The sequence below is a fragment of the Streptomyces sp. RLB3-17 genome, assembly GCF_007113425.2.
Taxonomy (GTDB): Bacteria; Actinomycetota; Actinomycetes; order Streptomycetales; family Streptomycetaceae; genus Streptomyces; species Streptomyces mirabilis_D.
The window spans coordinates 6,671,256-6,688,082 of record NZ_CP041610.2 but is presented as its reverse complement, the minus strand read 5'-3'; the positions used below and the strand labels follow the sequence as shown (position 1 = coordinate 6,688,082).

16 protein-coding genes and 1 pseudogene are annotated in these 16,827 nt (G+C 67.8%); 3 read left to right on the top strand and 14 right to left on the bottom strand.

Annotation, left to right across the window (positions count from 1 at the left end; genetic code table 11):
• Positions 1-11: 11 nt before the first annotated feature.
• From rplW to mycP, 12 genes are all read right to left on the bottom strand, one after another.
• Positions 12-428 carry a 50S ribosomal protein L23 gene (gene rplW / locus FNV62_RS30370; RefSeq protein WP_067367110.1) on the bottom strand — a complete coding sequence of 139 codons (417 nt, stop codon included), beginning with the start codon at positions 426-428 and terminating at the stop codon, positions 12-14.
• Positions 428-1,084, bottom strand: coding sequence for a 50S ribosomal protein L4 (gene rplD / locus FNV62_RS30365; protein ID WP_060900353.1), 657 nt, complete (start codon positions 1,082-1,084; stop codon positions 428-430). Before rplD ends, rplW begins: the two co-directional genes overlap by 1 nt.
• Positions 1,085-1,089: 5 nt before the next feature.
• A complete protein-coding gene (gene rplC / locus FNV62_RS30360) occupies positions 1,090-1,734 on the bottom strand; it encodes a 50S ribosomal protein L3 (RefSeq protein ID WP_030619125.1) in 645 nt (214 codons plus the stop codon).
• 17 nt (positions 1,735-1,751) lie between these two features.
• Positions 1,752-2,060, bottom strand: coding sequence for a 30S ribosomal protein S10 (gene rpsJ / locus FNV62_RS30355; RefSeq protein WP_003948644.1), 309 nt, complete (start codon positions 2,058-2,060; stop codon positions 1,752-1,754).
• Positions 2,061-2,657: 597 nt separating this feature from the next.
• Positions 2,658-3,170 (bottom strand): hypothetical protein, encoded by a 513-nt coding sequence (locus tag FNV62_RS30350; RefSeq protein ID WP_143627816.1) that lies wholly within the window; start codon positions 3,168-3,170, stop codon positions 2,658-2,660.
• 9 nt (positions 3,171-3,179) lie between these two features.
• Entirely contained in the window at positions 3,180-3,341 is a 162-nt protein-coding gene (locus FNV62_RS30345) for a hypothetical protein (RefSeq protein ID WP_164331784.1), read from the bottom strand.
• 118 nt (positions 3,342-3,459) lie between these two features.
• Positions 3,460-4,119, bottom strand: a complete 660-nt coding sequence (locus FNV62_RS30340) for a hypothetical protein (protein ID WP_143627814.1) — start codon at positions 4,117-4,119, stop codon at positions 3,460-3,462.
• Positions 4,120-4,236: 117 nt separating this feature from the next.
• Positions 4,237-4,701 carry a hypothetical protein gene (locus tag FNV62_RS30335; protein ID WP_143608967.1) on the bottom strand — a complete coding sequence of 155 codons (465 nt, stop codon included), beginning with the start codon at positions 4,699-4,701 and terminating at the stop codon, positions 4,237-4,239.
• 39 nt (positions 4,702-4,740) lie between these two features.
• Positions 4,741-5,160 (bottom strand): hypothetical protein, encoded by a 420-nt coding sequence (locus FNV62_RS30330; protein ID WP_143651735.1) that lies wholly within the window; start codon positions 5,158-5,160, stop codon positions 4,741-4,743.
• A 113-nt stretch (positions 5,161-5,273) separates the two neighbouring features.
• Positions 5,274-7,520: a hypothetical protein gene (locus FNV62_RS30325; RefSeq protein ID WP_225900426.1), complete on the bottom strand. Its 2,247-nt coding sequence runs from the start codon at positions 7,518-7,520 to the stop codon at positions 5,274-5,276.
• 87 nt (positions 7,521-7,607) lie between these two features.
• Complete coding sequence (locus FNV62_RS30320) at positions 7,608-7,991, bottom strand: hypothetical protein (protein ID WP_186003117.1); 384 nt, start codon at positions 7,989-7,991, stop codon at positions 7,608-7,610.
• 232 nt (positions 7,992-8,223) lie between these two features.
• Positions 8,224-9,453 (bottom strand): type VII secretion-associated serine protease mycosin, encoded by a 1,230-nt coding sequence (gene mycP, locus FNV62_RS30315; RefSeq protein ID WP_143627810.1) that lies wholly within the window; start codon positions 9,451-9,453, stop codon positions 8,224-8,226.
• 1,179 nt (positions 9,454-10,632) lie between these two features.
• Here mycP and FNV62_RS30310 point away from each other — a divergent pair.
• Positions 10,633-11,004, top strand: a complete 372-nt coding sequence (locus FNV62_RS30310) for a hypothetical protein (protein WP_164331782.1) — start codon at positions 10,633-10,635, stop codon at positions 11,002-11,004.
• Between the two features lie 46 nt (positions 11,005-11,050).
• Here the strand turns inward: FNV62_RS30310 and FNV62_RS30305 are convergent, their stop codons facing one another.
• A complete protein-coding gene (locus tag FNV62_RS30305; protein WP_318658473.1) occupies positions 11,051-11,620 on the bottom strand; it encodes a hypothetical protein in 570 nt (189 codons plus the stop codon).
• A 665-nt stretch (positions 11,621-12,285) separates the two neighbouring features.
• Between FNV62_RS30305 and FNV62_RS30300 the strand changes: the two are divergent.
• Positions 12,286-12,432 (top strand): annotated as a pseudogene (locus FNV62_RS30300) (Uma2 family endonuclease); the annotation flags it as partial.
• Positions 12,433-12,530: 98 nt separating this feature from the next.
• The gene (locus tag FNV62_RS30295; protein WP_143627804.1) at positions 12,531-13,775 is read left to right on the top strand and encodes a cytochrome P450; all 1,245 of its coding nucleotides are present in this window, start codon (positions 12,531-12,533) and stop codon (positions 13,773-13,775) included.
• Here FNV62_RS30295 and FNV62_RS30290 read toward each other — a convergent pair.
• On the bottom strand, positions 13,765-16,824 hold the full coding sequence (locus tag FNV62_RS30290; RefSeq protein ID WP_143627802.1) for a glycosyl hydrolase 115 family protein: 3,060 nt from the start codon (positions 16,822-16,824) through the stop codon (positions 13,765-13,767). The genes FNV62_RS30295 and FNV62_RS30290 overlap by 11 nt on opposite strands.
• Positions 16,825-16,827 lie beyond the last annotated feature (3 nt).

The window sequence follows — 16,827 nt, the reverse complement described above, 5'->3', positions numbered from 1 at the left end:
AGGGCGCTCCGTTAGGAGGCCTGGCCGAAGATGTCGATACGGTCGCCCTCAGCGAGGGTCACGATGGCGCGCTTGGTGTCAGCACGCTTACCGAAACCGCTCTTGGTGCGCTTGCGCTTACCCTGACGGTTGATCGTGTTGACGCCGGTGACCTTGACCGAGAAGACCGCCTGGACGGCCTGCTTGATCTGGGTCTTGTTGGCGCCCGGCGCGACGACGAAGGTGTACTTGCCCTCGTCGAGCAGCGCGTAGCTCTTCTCGGAGACGACCGGCTTGAGGAGGACGTCACGGGGGTCCGTGAAGCTCTTGCTCGCCGGCGTCTCGACGGTGTTCTTGCCCTCGGCCTCGTGGCGCTTCGCCTTGGCGACGCGCGCGGCCTTGGCGGCCTTGGCCGCCTTGGAGGCAATGCTCGGGTGACGCGTAGCCATCAGGCTTCGCTCCCTTCGGTGTCAGCGGCCTTGGGGCCAGACACGAAGGACTCGAAAGCGGCCTGGGTGAAGACCACGTCGTCCGAGACGAGAACGTCGTACGTGTTCAGCTGGCCCGGCTCCAGGATGTGGACCTGGGGCAGGTTGCGCGCGGAGAGCAGCGCGGCCTCGTCGGAGCGCTCGATGACCAGGAGCACGTTCTTGCGCTCGCTGACCTTGCCGAGGAAGCTCTTGGCGGCCTTGGTGGAGGGGGTCTCGCCCTCGATCACGCCGGTGATGACGTGGATGCGAGCGTTGCGGGCCCGGTCGGTGAGGGCGTGGCGCAGGGCCGCGGCCTTCATCTTCTTCGGGGTCCGCTGCGAGTAGTCACGCGGCGTGGGGCCGTGGACGACGCCACCGCCGGCGAACTGCGGCGCACGGGTCGAACCCTGGCGCGCGCGGCCGGTGCCCTTCTGACGGTAAGGCTTCTTACCGCCACCGCGGACCTCGCCACGACGCTTGACCTTGTGCGTGCCCTGACGGGCGGCGGCCAGCTGTGCGACGACGACCTGGTGAAGCAGCGGAATGCTGATCTTCTCTACGTCGAAGATCTCGGCCGGGAGCTCAACGGTCCCGGCGGTGTCGCCGGAGGGCGACAGAATGTCAATGGTGCTCATAGTCCTCAGGCCCCCTTGGCCGCGGTGCGGACCAGGACGAGGCCGCCGTTCGGACCAGGAACCGCGCCCTTGATAAGGAGCAGGCCCTTCTCCGCGTCAACGGCGTGAACGGTCAGGTTCTGGGTGGTGACCCGCTCGTTGCCCATGCGACCCGCCATGCGGAGGCCCTTGAACACACGACCCGGGGTGGCGCAGCCACCGATGGAGCCGGGAGAGCGGTGCTTGCGCTGGGTGCCGTGACCGGCGCCGAGGCCCTTGAAGTTGTGACGCTTCATGACACCGGCGAAGCCCTTGCCCTTGCTCTTGCCGGTGACGTCGACCTTCACGCCCGCCTCGAAGACCTCGGCGGAGATCTCCTGGCCGAGGGTGTACTCGGAGGCATCCGCGGTGCGGATCTCGACGAGGTGACGACGGGGGGTGACGTCGGCCTTGGCGAAGTGACCCTTGAGGGGCTTGTTCACCTTGCGCGGGTCGATCTCGCCGAAGGCGATCTGGACCGACTCGTAGCCGTCGCTGTCGTTGGTACGCACCTGGGTGACGACGTTGGGGCCGGCCTTGACGACGGTGACCGGAACAACACGGTTGTTCTCGTCCCACACCTGCGTCATGCCGAGCTTCTCGCCCAGGATGCCCTTGATCTGCTTAGCCATTCTCAGATCACCGATCCCTAGAGCTTGATCTCGATGTCGACACCGGCCGGGAGGTCGAGTCGCATCAGAGAGTCAACGGTCTTGGGCGTCGGGTCGAGAATGTCGATCAGGCGCTTGTGCGTGCGCATCTCGAAGTGCTCGCGCGAGTCCTTGTACTTGTGCGGCGACTTGATGACGCAGTACACGTTCTTCTCAGTGGGCAGCGGCACCGGGCCTGCGACCGACGCACCAGTGCGGGTCACCGTCTCGACGATCTTCTTCGCCGAGCTGTCGATGACCTCGTGGTCGTAGGCCTTGAGCCGGATGCGGATCTTCTGTCCCGCCATGGCTACTCAGTAGTCCTTTGTCTCGTGAAACGCTCTGGAACCCGGGGGTTCGCGTCCCGCATCTCCGACCCACGCGGTCGGGTGTGTCGCGCTCCTGCCGCAGAAATATCCGTAACGGATTTCCCTACGAGGGACGCGGCCCGCCCGAAAGCAACCGCAGGACCGGAGGCTGGAACACCCACCGGGTGCCTGGCCCGCACCCCGCTGACACTTCCCGAAAGATTCCCGTACGTCCGCCCCAGCGCTGCCTTACGGCAGTTGAGGCGACGAGTACTGTGGGACTCGCTTCCGGTCCTCCCGACGGGAGGCGCGCAGCATCGGCACTCGACCGAGCAACCCCGTTAGTCTGCCATACGGGGCGGGGGCCTGGCCAATCGAGCCGAGGATCGTACCCCTTGAGTGGCGCAGGTCAAACCCTGGGCGCCGGCATGCCCTGACCGAGGTCACTCAGGTCGGCCTTGGGCTGCCGACCGGGGTGTGCTGTGACGACGAGTGGAAGTCCACTCACAGTACGTGACCCTCTCTGGGGCCACAGGACGACGAACACGCGTACGACACAGTTCAAGGAAGTACCCCTTGCTCGGGGTCCCGCCGACCTCACAGTTTGCCGGTGACGACTCCGCGCCAGGTCCACCCCGCGCCGAGGACGGCGTCCTGCAGCGGACCCTTGAGCTCCGAGCTGTCGAAGCTGAACGTCTCGATCGCCTCGAGACCGCCGTCGTTCCCCCCGCCCAGCGTCCACTGCTTCGAGACCGTCTGCACCTGACCGCGTTGGACCTCGGCCGAGATGGACAGCCTGGGGGTGCCGCCGACCCAGGTGACCTCGTACTGCTGGTCGAGGGAGCGGACCTCGTTCTTCTCCGGGACCAGGCGCATACGGACCTGGAACACCCGGCTCACCTGGTTGCGGGCGAAGAAGCTCTGCCAGGCCGGCTCCAGCATCCGCCACTCCCCCACCAGCTCGACGCCCTCCGCGCGGCCGTCCCGGATGACGTACGGGACGTCGGGGCGGTTGAGGCCAAGCAGCGCCGCGCGGACCTCAGCGGCGGGTCGCGGGACGACCCCGTCGGCCGGGCGCTTGGTTCCGGTCAGCCTGTCGAAGAGTCCCATGAGATCAACCTATGCCGAAGCCGCGCCGGTGCCCGGGCGGACCGTGTGCACGAAGTCCCGGAAGTCGCCCTGGACGGCGGGGTGTTGGGCCGCGGTGGCGGTCAGGACCAGGGGGATCGTCGACGGCTTACGCGGGTCGACGGCGTCCAGCATGGACAGGTGGACCTGCACGCCGACTCAGCTTCCGCCCACGTCGCTCGCGGTCTGGTGGTCATCTGTCCTCCCGTCGACAGTCAGACCTTCAGCTGGGGTCCGTTCAGACCGCCGACACGCCACGCGCCGAGGAGGCTCAGCCTCGTAGTGGGGCCGGCGCCTGTTGAGCCGGGAGTTCCGGATCGCCCCACTCGGTCATGGGCGTACCCGACGGATATCGGGCGCACTCGGAGTAGGCGACAACACCCAGACGGTCATAGGGGAAAGCCTCAACCTGGACGACGTCGTCGGTGCCCGGGGGCTGCACGCTCAGTACGGTCCAGTGGTCGCTGATCTCGTAACTGGTGACTTTCCATCCGCGCCGCGTCAATTCCTTCCGCGCCCGTCGCAGCGCCGACACCGCCTGAGACGGGGTGACACCCTTCAGCCCCCATTCGCTGCTCACCGCGACCACACCCGGCACACTGGGCGGCGAGTCGCTCACCTGCTTGGTCAGGTCCTTGAGCCCGGTGTAGTAGCACCCGGAGCCGTCGGTCTCCTGGCCGCCTCCGGGCCATTTGGGGTCCAGCGTGGCCTGCGGCACGTCAAGTGTGTCGTAGACCTGTTGTGTGAGGCCGTCGAGGCGCTGCGAGGTAACGGCTGGATCCGCGACGGGGTAGGGGTCGCCGTTCCAGAGCCGCCCGACCCCGCGAGCAAGCCACACCCCTCCGGCTGCCGTCACCGCCATGGCCAACGCGGCGGCCGTGGCGAGAAGGATTTTCCGGTGCGGTCCGAGGGGACGGCATAGCTGTCTCATACAGAGATCGTGCGGCGGCCACGGCGAGGAGGTCATGAGCCCCCGTACTCAATTGCCGTGTGTGGACCACCCTCCGCGAAATCCCTCGCCCCACCTCGAGTCCCACCGGCCAACCGGTCACAGCTTCACGAGCACTCCGCGCCAGGTCCAACCCGCGTCGAGGACCGCTTGCTGGAGGGGATTCGTCATCTCCCGCGTGTCGAAGCGGAACGCCTCGACCTTGCGCCGGCGGCCGTCGGGCCCCTGCTCGGTCCTCCACTGCCGGTACACCGCGGGCGCGTGCCCACGTCCGTACTGCGCATCGGCCCGGTCGGACGAACGGTTCTCCCACCGCTCGTCGAGGAAACGCACCTCGCGTTTCTCCGGGAGCAGGCGCATTCGGGTCTTCAGAGTCACGCCCACCCGCGGAATCCGGCACTCCGCCACCAGGTCGGCCTTCTCGGCAGGGAGCGCATTGCGCACGCGGTACGGCACGTCCGGCCCGTTGAGCGCGAGCAGCGCGGCCCGGACCTCCACGGTGGACAGCGCTGCGACACCGCCTTCGGGGTACTTGGTGCCGACGAGCTTGCCGAAAAGGCCCATCGAATCACCCCATGAATGTGTGGCTACGCAGGGAGAAGATCAATTCTTGGTGCAGCCGAATTTGTCCGTTTCACGAGGCACGAAGTCATTGATGAAGCGCAGGAGCTTCTTATAGCCCAACGGGGTGTCCTCCACGCGATCGCCGGAGAAATAGACCGCGAACGACATGTATGCAGTGTGAGTGTTGCATTTCGCCTGAATTATGGCGTGGTCGCTTCCGATCGACGCGTAGCCCGGGAACGACACAGGTCGTTGAGCAGCATGCTTGTAGGGAGAGCCCACTTTGTTCCAATCCACCGGATCCGGGGCCCGGTCCCAGCGCACAATGTCGACGAACAGCACCTGATGGCCGTCCACCCGCAACGTGCAGGACGCCCCTGGCTGGGCTTCGGCGGCCGTGTACTTCTGCTTGATGGAGCTGCCGTTCGGGATGAGTGGCGCCAAGGAGTCCTTCTCCACGGAAACCTTGCAGAACTCCGCCGGGACAGTGGCATGTGCGCTGCTGCAGCCTGCCCCGGCTCCCAATACGGCGGTGCACAATACGGCCGCAGTCTTGCGCCTCAGCTTCGTCATTACTGGTCTCCCGACAATCCACGGGACCGTGCGTTGCCGTCATTGGCTGCCGCGGCGATCTGCTTGTACATGCCGTCATCGTAGGAATACCCAGTGTGGTTTGAAGCCCAGTCGGAGTTGACCGCGTGCCACTGCCGGGCGATGGCGTTGAGCTGGTTCTGACGAGTGTCGTATGTCGCCTGGCTGTCACTGGTCAGCTGGTCGGCCTGGTGCTGCTGTTCATCCATGATCCAGGCGCTGGTGAGCACATCAGCGCCGCGCTGTGCGATGTCGCCGTACACCGGGATGAAATTGAGCAGTGCCCCGGAGGCGTGGTAGCTCCATGCCTTGTCCCATGTGTAGTCGTGCTGATCACCCTTGAGCGCCTCATATCGGGCTTGCTCCATGAAGCCGACCGCGTAGCCTGCCGAGCTGAGGGTGTCTTCCGGCCGTCGTGAGCCGTCGTGGATGTCATCCATGATGGCGTAGTTCATACCCTCATGGAGCAGGCCGTAGGAATGCTCGCTCCGGGATATCTGCTTGGTGATCTCCATGACCTGGTGGCGGTCCAGCGGGGGTCCGTGGTCGGGTTGCCGCTGGTTGCTCAGATCGCTCATCGCCACATACGCCTCATGGCCGTGATTGGTCATGATCTTCGCCATGTCGTCGCGCAGCGAAGCCGGCATGTCATCGCCCTGACCGGACAGGACGTCCAACGCGTGTACGAACACCCGGTTGTTGGCGTCCGTGTGTGACGTGGGTCCCAGCGGGCGTGAGTCGTGCGGGTCAACACCGGTGGCTGCTGCTGTCAAAGCGTCGCCCAGACCGCTGCGGCTGTCGGTGTCCTGAACATCGCTCCCGTTCATCTCGATGTTCCCGCCCGGCCCTCCCCAGTGGGTGGTGTTGGTGATGCTCCAGTCGCGGCTGCCATCGCCGTTGCCCAGAAGGTAGTCAGAGCGTTCTTTACCCGCGGTTGTGCCGGGGTCGAGGTATCCCGCGGCCGCTTCTGGATTGCGGGACATGACCTCAAGAGCTCCGTCCACCGGATCGTTCGCGAACCAGCCGTCACCGTCTTTCTCGCTGAAGTGGCCGTACAGGTCCCAGACATCCGGGTTCTTCTTCTCCTTGGCGATCATGTCGTCGGTGACGTCTGCCACGAACTGCGGCGAATAGCCGTGACCCTGCTGCATCAGCGTGGCCAGGCTTTGGTAACCACGGACTTCCTGCCCCTGCCCCATGGCCAAAGTGATCTTCTCGCCTGCTGCATTGAGGGCGTACTTGTCATCGCCATACTCACGCAGCCCCTGGCGCCACTTGTTGTAGAACCGGGCATCGTCGGTCTTCGTCCACGCCGTGAACGCTTCGCTGTACGCCTGGGTCCCGAAGCGCAGGTGTTTCCCGTTGGCATCCTTGAAGTCGGGAACCCGCGTGGCAGTCGCCAGGGAGTCGGCCAGGCCCCCGTTGACCTCCAGGTAGGCGCTCTTGTGTTGGGTGTCGCCGAAGTACGCGAGGTCGTCGAGCCTGTTGGTCAGTTTAATCGTGCCATCAGGCCCCAACCCGTCCAGGAACGTTCGACTGAACCCCTTGTCGTTGGAATTGTCACGGAACGCGCGCCGCAGCTCGGCGAGGTCGGCAGCGGAGACCTTCTCGCCGCGCGCGACCCGGTTCGCGATGTCGTCCGCCTCCTGTGCCTCGTACTTCTCGATGTCGCCCTGGGCCTTCCCGTTGAAACCGTTGAGGGTGCCGTCGTTGACATCGGAGTCGATCACGACGGCTTTGAAGGCGACCTCGACGCCCTTGTCGGCGTCGTCCACGTCCCCGACCAGCTGATCGATGCGCTGCTGCCACGAACTGACACTCTTGCGAATGCTCTCCTGGTAATCGGGGTCGTGAGCAAGAGCGGTCCGATCCCCCTGGCTCAGCCTCTCGGTGTCGTACGAGACCACGCCCTGGTCCGACACCTTCATGCCCTTCGCCAGGGCTTCGTCCCGAGCCGCCTCCAGCTTCTTGCGCAAGTCCACGAACTGCGTGTGCGCGTCGCGCAGGAGCGAGGCGACCGCCTTGGCCTCGATCTGGGCGTTCTGGAACTCCTTGAGCGTGACATCGAAGCGCCTGTTCGCGGCCTCCGCGCTCAGTCCTGTCCACGTCTGGCCCATGGAGATGCCGTGCACGTCACGCTCGTACGCCGTCTCCTGCTTGTGGAACTCCTTCGCCATACCGTCCCAGCGCTCGGCGGCCGTGGTGAGCGTGGACAGGTCAGTGGTCATGATCTCGTGGTACGTCGGCATGGATCCCCGTTGTCTGCGATGGCGTGCGAGTCGGTCACGATGGCGGTGAGGAAAACCGCGCTTCGGTCAGTACTCGTCGATCGGAGACACCCCGCGCACGCTTGCCCGGACTCCGAGGTCCGTGCTCTGCAGCAAGATGTTGGTGCTCCCCAACGCCGCTTTCTCAGACGCGAGCCGGTTCATGAGGTTCTGAACCTGTTCGCCCCACGTCTCGTGCGCCTTCTTGAGGCATCCTGAGGTGAACCATCCGTGGCCGTCCTTGGGCCCGAATGCCTTGACGGCGGCGCCGGTCTCCCCGTCCGCCCAGTCACCTGACTTCCGGGTGTCGGGCTCGATGTGCAGTTCGATGGCGCGAGCCGCGGCCCGCTTCTCGGCTGGCGACGACGCCAGATCCGGTTGACCGCCAAGGGCCCCACCGCCCGGGTCTGCGGGGAGTTGGTTCAGCCGCATGCCGACCGGGCGTACAGCCTCGCTGCTGACTATGTGCTGCTCTCCTGCAGACTCAGCCATGAATACCTGCCCCCGTTGCGCTCAATTGGCGTGCGCCTGTCAGGCTATCAACCAGCCAGAGCTTCGCCGTAATGGATCCTGAGCCATCACATTCCCTTTACAGCCACTCATCTGACGGGATGTTCCGGCGCGAAGCGGCCTTATGTCCAGATCGCGTTACCGACAACAGCGACTACGCAATGGACCGTCGACGTTTGCCGATGACGGCAGCTGTTACTGCTCCGCCGAGGATTGCGGCACCGACGCCCAACGCGATCCAAAGGATGCTGCGGTCGTTGCCCTTGGAGGAGGCTTCGGCTGCCGCCTTGCCGTCCTTTGCAGGAGCAGAAGGTTCCTTGGAGGCTGCAGCGCCCGGAGAGGGCGATGTCGAGGCCGTGGCCGGGAAGTCCGGGAGCGGATAGGCATGGGCAGGGCCCGGATTGCCCGGGTTTTGAAGGGCGATGCGTGGGCGGACGATGCCGTAGCCGATGGAGTCGTTACGCTTCGCGCCGTCCGTGGGGCCGCCGATGGTGTTGAGCATGACGCGCAACACCTGGTTGTTGGTCCAGGTCGGGTGCTTGGACCAGATCAGGGCGGCGCTGGCGGAGGCGAGGGCGGTGGCGTCGCTGGTGCCGCTCCCCTTGCAGAGGCCCGTCTTGCCGCCGCAGGCGTGGACCATTTCCTCGCCTGGGGCGGAGATGTCCACCTGAGGGCCGTACTGGGACCAGGAAGTCCGCCGAAGATTCTTGCCCACGGCTGCCACACCGACGACACCTGGAGTGGCGGCTGGATACTCAACGGTATTGCCCTTGTCGCCGCTATTCCCTACCGCCGCGAAAACGAGCGAGCCGTGGTCCAGGGCGTATTTCACGGCAGCAGTCAGCTGGGGTGCGGTGATAGTCGTACCCGCTGAAATGTTGATGACCTGAGCACCTGAGTCTGCCGCGTAGTGGATGGCCTTCCCGAGGTACGAGGGCCCCGCAAAGCCATTCTCGTCACCCTTGGCAGGCAGACGGATGGGAAGGATCTTGGTACCCGGTGCAAGACCGAACGCACCGTTTCCACCTCCGTACGCCCCCGTACCAGCGATGAGTCCGGCCATCCCCGTACCGTGGCCGTCATAGTCCGTGTGCTCGTCTCCAGAACGGCTTGAAGGTGCCAGATCCAGTCCGTCGAGCACCCGTCCCTTCAGATCGGGATTGTTCGGGTCGACTCCCGTATCGATCACAGCGACGGTTATGCCTTTGCCCGTGCTCGTCCGCCACATGTCCTCGGCGTGCATGGCGTCCAGGTACCACTGCTGGGAGCGGGTGGAGTCGGCGTGAGCCTGAGTGGACGTACCGCCCACCAGCAGCAGGCCAATGGCCGCTGAGGCCACAGCCTGGACCCTCCTGTGCCACGTATTGCCGACGGGCATGTACATCCCTCTCATACTCATGGAACTCATTCGGCGGTCGGTGGTTCACCGCGATGGTCGGTCTGCCGCTTCCGCTTTTCCTGCCGGGCGCCACCCGTCTGTCCAGCAGCACCGCCGCGAGCCCCTCTGCGACTGCCTGCCTCGCTGGGCGTACCGCCGGAGATGCCTCCTCGCGTCGGTGCGGAGGGTACCGGTGCACCGGGGCGGGCCGGCGCGCGGCCTGTCTGCTGCGGGGTGCCACCCACGACGCCGCGAGTGGGCGTCGACGCGGAGCGCCCGGCAGGTTGACCGACGGCCGGACGGGCAACCGCCTGCCCTCCCGGTCCTGTTGTCTGCACGCGGCCAGTCGAACCTCGACTGCCTGCAGGCTCACCGCCGACGACCGTCCCGCCGGGCAGCCGACCCGTCGACCTGCCCGTGCTGGGCGTCGCAGTAGGACGCCCACCGGTGATGCCTGAATTGCTCGGAAGACCACGACTGGAGCCTTGGCCTGGAACGGTACGGCCCGCAGCCGCGCCGGAGCCTGGCATGTTGCGGCTCGGGATCGGACCGGCTCCAGCGGCTCCACGGCCGGGAAGAGAGTCGACGGCTCGCTGCCCAGGTCGGGCAGACATGCGTCCACCGACGTCCGGCCTACCCGGGCCGACGGAGGCCGAAGGAACGCGTGGAGCAGCGCCCGAGATCGGCAGTATCACGCCATTGCCCGCAGAAGGTGCCCCCGTGTCCGGACGAGAAGGGGCGGGCATCCCTTGCGTCGCTCCTGTGGGCGGTTGGTGAACTTCGGGGACCGTAGTCGCCGAGTCGATGCCGACATGCGTGACAGGCTCGATTGTCCGCGCACGCAGGTGAACAGACGGCGCCTCACTTGTGGGCCGGTCCGTCTCAAGCCGCCTTGGGGGCACCGCATGGCCGTTCTCAGTCCCCACGTTTCCGGCGGTCGCGAAGGCTCCGGAGCCCGTGCCACCCCCGCTCACACCACTGGAGTACTGGGACCCAGGGCGAGCCAGGTCCTCAGACCTCTCACGGGGAGGCACAAAAGCCTCAGGCGGCGGTGGAAACTTGGGCCTCTCCAGCCCGTCCAGCTGCGTGGCCGACAGGGAGTAGGTCTGGCCCAGCTTCCGCATCTGCGCGGCCGCCTCCTGGCGCACCTTCTCCTTGTCCGCCGCCAGCGCCGCGAGTTCGCTCGTGGACTTGCTGCTCACCGCCGCCGCGTCCGGGTCGTTGTGGGCCGCTCGGGCCGCGTCCAGGTTGGCCTGGGCGCTCTTGGTGTCGCGCGGGATGGACGCCTGCGCCGTGGCGATCGCTCCCGAGGCCTCGCCCAGCCACTTCGCGGCGCCCTCGCTGAAGTCACCCAGGCGCAGGGCCGAGTTGGCCAGGTCGCCGCTCCACGTGCGGAACGCGTCCGCGCCCTCGCCCTTCCACTCCACGTACTGCGGGCGGACCTTGAGCTCCTCCGCGATCTTGCGGATCTCCTTGGCCGCGGCGATCAGCCGGTCGGCGGCGCCCTGCACCGTGCCGGCGTTCGCCTGGTCCAGCCACGCGAGCATCTGCTCGTGACTCATGCCCTCGAAAGACGTACCGCCGCCGGTCCCCTGGCCGGACATCAGATCGTGCCTCCCGAGTCGCCGCCCGAAGGCGTCTGGTCCGGCTTCGACCCGGTGCCGCCTTCGCGGCTCTTCTTCGGCAGCGCTGGGTCGTAGCTCCCGCCGTAATGCTTCGTCGTCTCCGTGCTGATCGCCGTCATACGGTCCCGGATGTCCAGGTCGATGTTCTGGTAGCCCTTGTGGGAGGCCAGCACGGCGATACCCATGCCTTCCATCGAGTCGGACAGCAGTTTGGACAGGTTCTCCAGCTCGGTGATCACCGTCTCGTACGAGGTGAAAAGGCCGGACGCCTCCGCCCACGCCCCGCTCCCGCCGCCGAACTGGTGCCGTGCGAGCTGCTCCTGGCCCACCTCGCCCGGTCCCGCCGCCGAACCCTTGAGGTCGCGGATCAGGTCGTCGACGCGCTTCTGGAACTTCGTGAACGACGACAGCTCGGTGACCACATCACCGATCGCGTTCTGCGCCGCGTCGAACACGCCCGACGCCCACGACGACGGTCCAGGCGCCGCCCCACTATCGCTCGGCAACACAATCTCTCCCCCGTACAGCCAAAACAGCCGAAGCTTCACCAGCAACTCTAGCTATCGGCTGTGACAGTCCACAGACAGCCCCTGGCGGAGAGTGAACGGAATCGCGCCATTCCGAGGGGCGGCTCGGCCAGTCGCCGCGGCCGGTGAGGAAGAGCATGACCCCACTCAACCCCGCTACAGGAGACGGCACATGAGTGTCCGTACTCATATGCGGAGCGGGAGTATCCAAGTGCCCGTCCGGGCCGAACTCGACCTCGCAGCACCGCAGCACCGGAGCACGGCGGAGCGTGTTCCGGTGCTGCCTGCGCTCTTCCCAAAGAAACACGAGAGGGAAAGAACCCCACCAAGCCCCACCCCTCCCGCCCGCCCGCCGAAGCGGTGACCACCGCGCAAACTCACTCCCGCGAGTGAATATGCTCACGCCCGTCCCGCCGGCGTCATCCACGACAACACCCGCCACACCACCCGCTTCACGGTGATCGGCAACCACCTCGCCCAGCACCCGGAGCTTTCCGGACTCGCGATCGGGCTGGCCGTCTACATCCAGTCGCTCCCCACCGGCGCCCGCGTCGACATCAAGACCCTCGCCGCACGGTTCCCCGAAGGCCCGACCCGTATCGCCGCCGCCCTGCGCGAGCTCGAAACCCACGGCTACCTCCGCCGCACCCGCGAACGCACCCCCGGCGGCCGGATCGTCACCCGTGGGAGAAGGTGCCGTCCTCTCCGACATCCACCCCACTCCCGGCGGCCCCCGCTACGCGACCCGCAAGGACTTCATGTACGGCGAAGACGTCACCATCGCCGAATGGACGATCTCCACCGCGGACCTGCCCCGATACCCGAACCAGTAAGCCGGACCGCGGCGACGACGGCACGACGAAGGCGTTCCGCTGCTCCGCCTGGAGCACTCCCGCACGACACCCCACCCCCGCCCGACGATGCTGAACGCATGGCAGAAGAGACCAGCACACTCGCCGAGCGGCCCGAGCGGCCTCTTCCCCCTGTTCGGGACTGGCCCGCCGGTGAGCTGAACGCCACCGAGTTCGAGCCGGTGCTCGCGGAGTTGATGCGGGAGGGGCCGCTGACGCGGATCCGGCTTCCGTACGGGGAGGGCTGGGCGTGGCTGGCGACGCGCTACGACGACGTGAAGATGATCACGAACGATCCCCGGTTCAGCCGGCGGGAGGCCTCCGTCCGGCAGGTCACGCGACTCGCGCCGCACTTCGCGCCGCGCCCCGGGGCCCTGGCCTGGGCCGATCAGCCCGACCACAACCGGCTCCGGAACGCCGTCTCGGCCGCCTACACCGTGAGCGCCGTGAAGCGCCTGCGCCCCCGTGCCCAGGAGATGCTCGACGCCCTGGTGGACGGGCTGGTGGCGGACGGCCCCCCGGCGGACCTGGTCGAGCGGGTCCTCGAACCCTTCCCGATCAACGTCGTCTGCGAGGTCATGGGCGTACCCGCCGACGAGCGAAAGAAGTTGCACGACTGGACGCGGGAGATCATCAGCACGGCGGGCGGCGCCGAGGCCTCCGAGGAGGCCAAGAAGGGGCTCTTCGGGTGGATCGGGGAGGCCGTCCGCGAGCGCCGCGACAGCGAGAGCGACGGTGACAGCGAGGACGTGCTGTCCCTGCTCGGTGGTGCCGTGCGGCGGGGCGAGCTCGGTCTGGAGGAGGCGATCAGTGTCGCCGGGCCGCTCCAGATCGGCGGCGAGGCCGTCACCAACAACAGTGGCCAGATGTTCTACCTCCTCCTCACCCGGCCCGAACTGCTGCAACGCTTCCGCGACGACCCCGCCTCCCGCCCGGCGGGCATCGAGGAACTCCTGCGCCACATCCCGCACCGCGCCGCCGTCGGTCTGCCCCGCATCGCCACGCAGGACGTCGACATCCACGGCACCCGCGTCAGCGCGGGCGACGCCGTCTACGTCTCCTACCTGGCCGCCAACCGCGACCCGGACGTCTTCCCCGACCCCGACCGGATCGACTTCGACCGGGACGCGGGCGCCCATGTGTCGTTCGGCAACGGGCCGCACTTCTGCACGGGCGCCGTCTTCTCCCGTATGCAGATCGAGCTGCTGATCGACACCCTGCTCAAACGCCTGCCCGGACTGCGTCTCGCCGTACCCGCCGATCAGGTCCCCTTCCGGCAGCGCACGATGATCCGCGGTCCGGTGGCCTTGCCGGTCACCTGGTGACACCCCGGTCCACACGGTGACTCTCCGGCGGACCCAGGTACGTCGGTCCGAGCCCACCCGTGTCGATCACCAGCCGTTGCAGCACCACCGTCGGATCGACCATCCAGAGCTTCAGGAGGTGCACCCCGGGAGCGGCGATCGCATGCCTCGTCGACGTCATGTTCACGTTGTCCGAGGTGTTGCGGGCCCACTGGCTGTTCATCAGGCCGTCGTCGGCTCCCGTGGCCGCGTGGATGTCGACCGTCAGCGGCGCCGCGTCGTCGAAGGAGAGCGCGTAGCGCAGGCCGCCCGTCGGGAGGGCCGGGTTGCGTGGGGACAGGTACGCCCACACGGTCACCGTGCCGGCGCCCAACAGGCTCACCTCGTACTCCAGGCGGGGGGAGGCGGTGCCGCCCGGCGTCCGGCGCGGGGCCGTCACGGGGTACGGCGTCATGCCCGCCCCGGTGCGGCCGATCCGGTCGATCCGCCGCCAGGTGCCCACCGCCCGTACGCAGTGCTCCGCGTCCATCGCCACATACCCGCCCGCCTCGACGAATCCCCGCAGGCCGCGGGCGGCCGGGTGCTCGGCGATCACCGGCACGACCACCGAGGCTCCCGCGCCGCTCACCGTGATCCGGGCCCGCGTACGTCCGTGCGGCGCCCGCGACCAGTCCGCCTTCACCACCGCCCGCGCCTGGTCCCGGACTCTCCCGCGGGGACGGTCCACGGTGATCCACGGCTCCGAGGCCTCGATCCGGTAGTCGAAGGGGTCCCGGCCCCGGTTGAACACCTCGATGTACGGCGCCGGACCCGTCCGGTACGGGCTCAGCACCGCCTCCGCGCCCGGGGCACCGTCGACCGCCACCCCCAGCTCGGCGCCCGGCGGCAGTTCGATGCGGCGCACCGCGGGAAACAGGACGTCCGGCAGTGCCACGTTGTTCAGCTCCGGCTGCTGCCAGCTCGCGTTCGGGCCGTAGCGCGCCACATCCCCGTAGTCGATGTGCGGCTGCGTCTGGAAGCCCGCCCATTTGCCGCCCGCGACGCCGTGGTTGAAGCGTTCGGCGAGCGCGAAGTCCCGTTCCAGGGCCGCCTCCGCCGCCGCGGCCAGGTCGTTCGTCGCCGCCCGGCCCTGGGCGGCGTAGAGCAGGTTCGTGAACTCGGCCTCCCGCAGCTCGTACAGGTTGGCCGTCGCCTCGACCTCGTAGCCGACCAGCTCGAACCACGCGTCCCGCGCCGAGTCCGGCAGCCGTCCCGCGATGCGCCCGGCCCGAGCCGCGAGCGTCCGCCACTCCTGTGTGACCTGCTCGAGTTCGCGGCCGTGGAAGGGGGTTGCCCCGTCGTCGTACACCACCGCGCCCGATGCCGGGTCGAGGGTGATCCGGCGGTTGAGGAGTTCCGGCTTGCGGCGCGACTGGAGTTGTCCGTACGTCGCCAGTACTTCCGCGATCGCCGCCGCCTGCCCCGCGCCGAAGTTCTGGCGCGCGTACCGCCTCTCCCACTCGCCGAGCGCGCCAGGCTCGTCCCAACGGCCGGGATTCCAGGCGTAGTCGAGGAAGAACTCGGTGGGCAGCTCGTTGCCCTTGAGGTCGCCGACGTTCGTCACCCACAGCCCGTGGTTGCCGTACGCGTGCGCCTGGTGGAGCTGGTCCCAGAGGTTGGGCAGACTCGCCGTGTCGACCCACTTGTAGTTGCGGCCCGCGCCCACGTAGTCGAAGTGGTAGTAGAGGCCGTAGCCGCCGGGCCGCGCGGGCTCGGCCGGGTCGGGGTGCTTGCGGATGTTGCCCCAGTTGTCGTCCGTCAGTACGACGGTGACGTCGTCCGGGGCCCGCAGCCCGCGGTCCCAGTACCGCTGGACCTCCTTGTAGAGCGTCCACACCTGGGGGACCGAGGCCGGGTCGCGGCCCGTCACCTCGGCGATGATCGTCCGCTGCGCGTCGATGATCTCCCGCATCAGCTCGACGCCGTCGCCGTCCGGCAGGCTGGTGTCGCCGTTCCCGCGCATCCCGAGGGTGACGACGCCCTCGAAGTCCTGGTCGGCCATCCGGCGAATACCGTCGCGCCAGTACGCCTTGAGCGCTTCGGCGTTGCGGCGGAACGACCACTCCCCCGTACCGCCGTACGGGTCATGGCCGGGCGTGACGACGGTTCCGGCGCTGTCGCGCACGGCGGGTACCGCGTGCCGGTTCCACTCCTCGATGCCCCGCATCATGGGCGCCTCATGGGACGTGCCCATGACAATCCCGTACTCCTTGGCGCGGGCGTGGTTGCGTGGATCGTCCTCGGCGAAGGCGCGGCCCCACACCGCCGGCCACAGGTAGTTCGCCTTCAGGCGGAGCAGTACCTCGAAGACCTTCGCGTAGAAGTCGGCGTTGAAGCCGCCCTCGTGGCCGGGCGCCCTGCCGGGCCCGAAGTGGGCGGGGGCCCAGGTGCCGAGGGCCGGGTTCTCGTCGTTGATGAAGATCCCGCGGTACTTCACCGCGGGGGTGCCCTGTGTGTGCCGTCCCGGCAGCACATGGAGGGCGTCGCGGTGGACCGGGCGTACGTCGTCCCACCAGTACCAGGGCGAGACGCCGATGCCGTACGAGACGTCGTACGCGCCGAAGATCGTGCCGCGGGGGTCGCCGCCCGCGATGACGAAGGCCCGGTCGACGCCGGGCATCGGCCGCTCCACCACGGTCTGCAGGGAGGTCTCCCACCGCCCCCGCACTCCCGTGACATCCAGCTTCCCGGCGGCGATCAGGCCGTCGATCAGCGGGCTGCGCCCGATCGTCCCGACGAGCACGACCTCGCGCGCCATCCCGTCGCCGGGCCGTACGTCCGTCACCCGTTCGAGGTCGTCACGGAGGTCGCCCGCCACCCGTACGACTCCGGGGTGGTCCTCCGGGGAGACCACGACCGGAGCGCCCACCAGCGAGAACGCTCCGCCGGTGAAGGAGATGTACGCGCCGGGGTCGGTGGGCCGCGGCCGCCCGCCATCCGCCCACGCCACTCCCGACAGCCCCGGCCACACCGCGAGCCCCGCACCGAGCCCGGCACCGAGAACGGTTCTGCGACTGACGTCTCCAGACATGCC

What these genes read in the sequence shown, in the direction of transcription:
- rplD (WP_060900353.1), bottom strand. Translation starts at nt 1,084, where the DNA reads ATGAGCACCATTGACATTCTGTCGCCCTCCGGCGACACCGCCGGGACC.
- rplC (WP_030619125.1), bottom strand. Translation starts at nt 1,734, where the DNA reads ATGGCTAAGCAGATCAAGGGCATCCTGGGCGAGAAGCTCGGCATGACG.
- FNV62_RS30320 (WP_186003117.1), bottom strand. Translation starts at nt 7,991, where the DNA reads ATGCGGCTGAACCAACTCCCCGCAGACCCGGGCGGTGGGGCCCTTGGC.
- FNV62_RS30335 (WP_143608967.1), bottom strand. Translation starts at nt 4,701, where the DNA reads ATGGGCCTTTTCGGCAAGCTCGTCGGCACCAAGTACCCCGAAGGCGGT.
- mycP (WP_143627810.1), bottom strand. Translation starts at nt 9,453, where the DNA reads ATGTACATGCCCGTCGGCAATACGTGGCACAGGAGGGTCCAGGCTGTG.
- FNV62_RS30290 (WP_143627802.1), bottom strand. Translation starts at nt 16,824, where the DNA reads ATGTCTGGAGACGTCAGTCGCAGAACCGTTCTCGGTGCCGGGCTCGGT.
- rpsJ (WP_003948644.1), bottom strand. Translation starts at nt 2,060, where the DNA reads ATGGCGGGACAGAAGATCCGCATCCGGCTCAAGGCCTACGACCACGAG.
- FNV62_RS30350 (WP_143627816.1), bottom strand. Translation starts at nt 3,170, where the DNA reads ATGGGACTCTTCGACAGGCTGACCGGAACCAAGCGCCCGGCCGACGGG.
- FNV62_RS30295 (WP_143627804.1), top strand. Translation starts at nt 12,531, where the DNA reads ATGGCAGAAGAGACCAGCACACTCGCCGAGCGGCCCGAGCGGCCTCTT.
- rplW (WP_067367110.1), bottom strand. Translation starts at nt 428, where the DNA reads ATGGCTACGCGTCACCCGAGCATTGCCTCCAAGGCGGCCAAGGCCGCC.
- FNV62_RS30340 (WP_143627814.1), bottom strand. Translation starts at nt 4,119, where the DNA reads ATGAGACAGCTATGCCGTCCCCTCGGACCGCACCGGAAAATCCTTCTC.
- FNV62_RS30325 (WP_225900426.1), bottom strand. Translation starts at nt 7,520, where the DNA reads ATGACCACTGACCTGTCCACGCTCACCACGGCCGCCGAGCGCTGGGAC.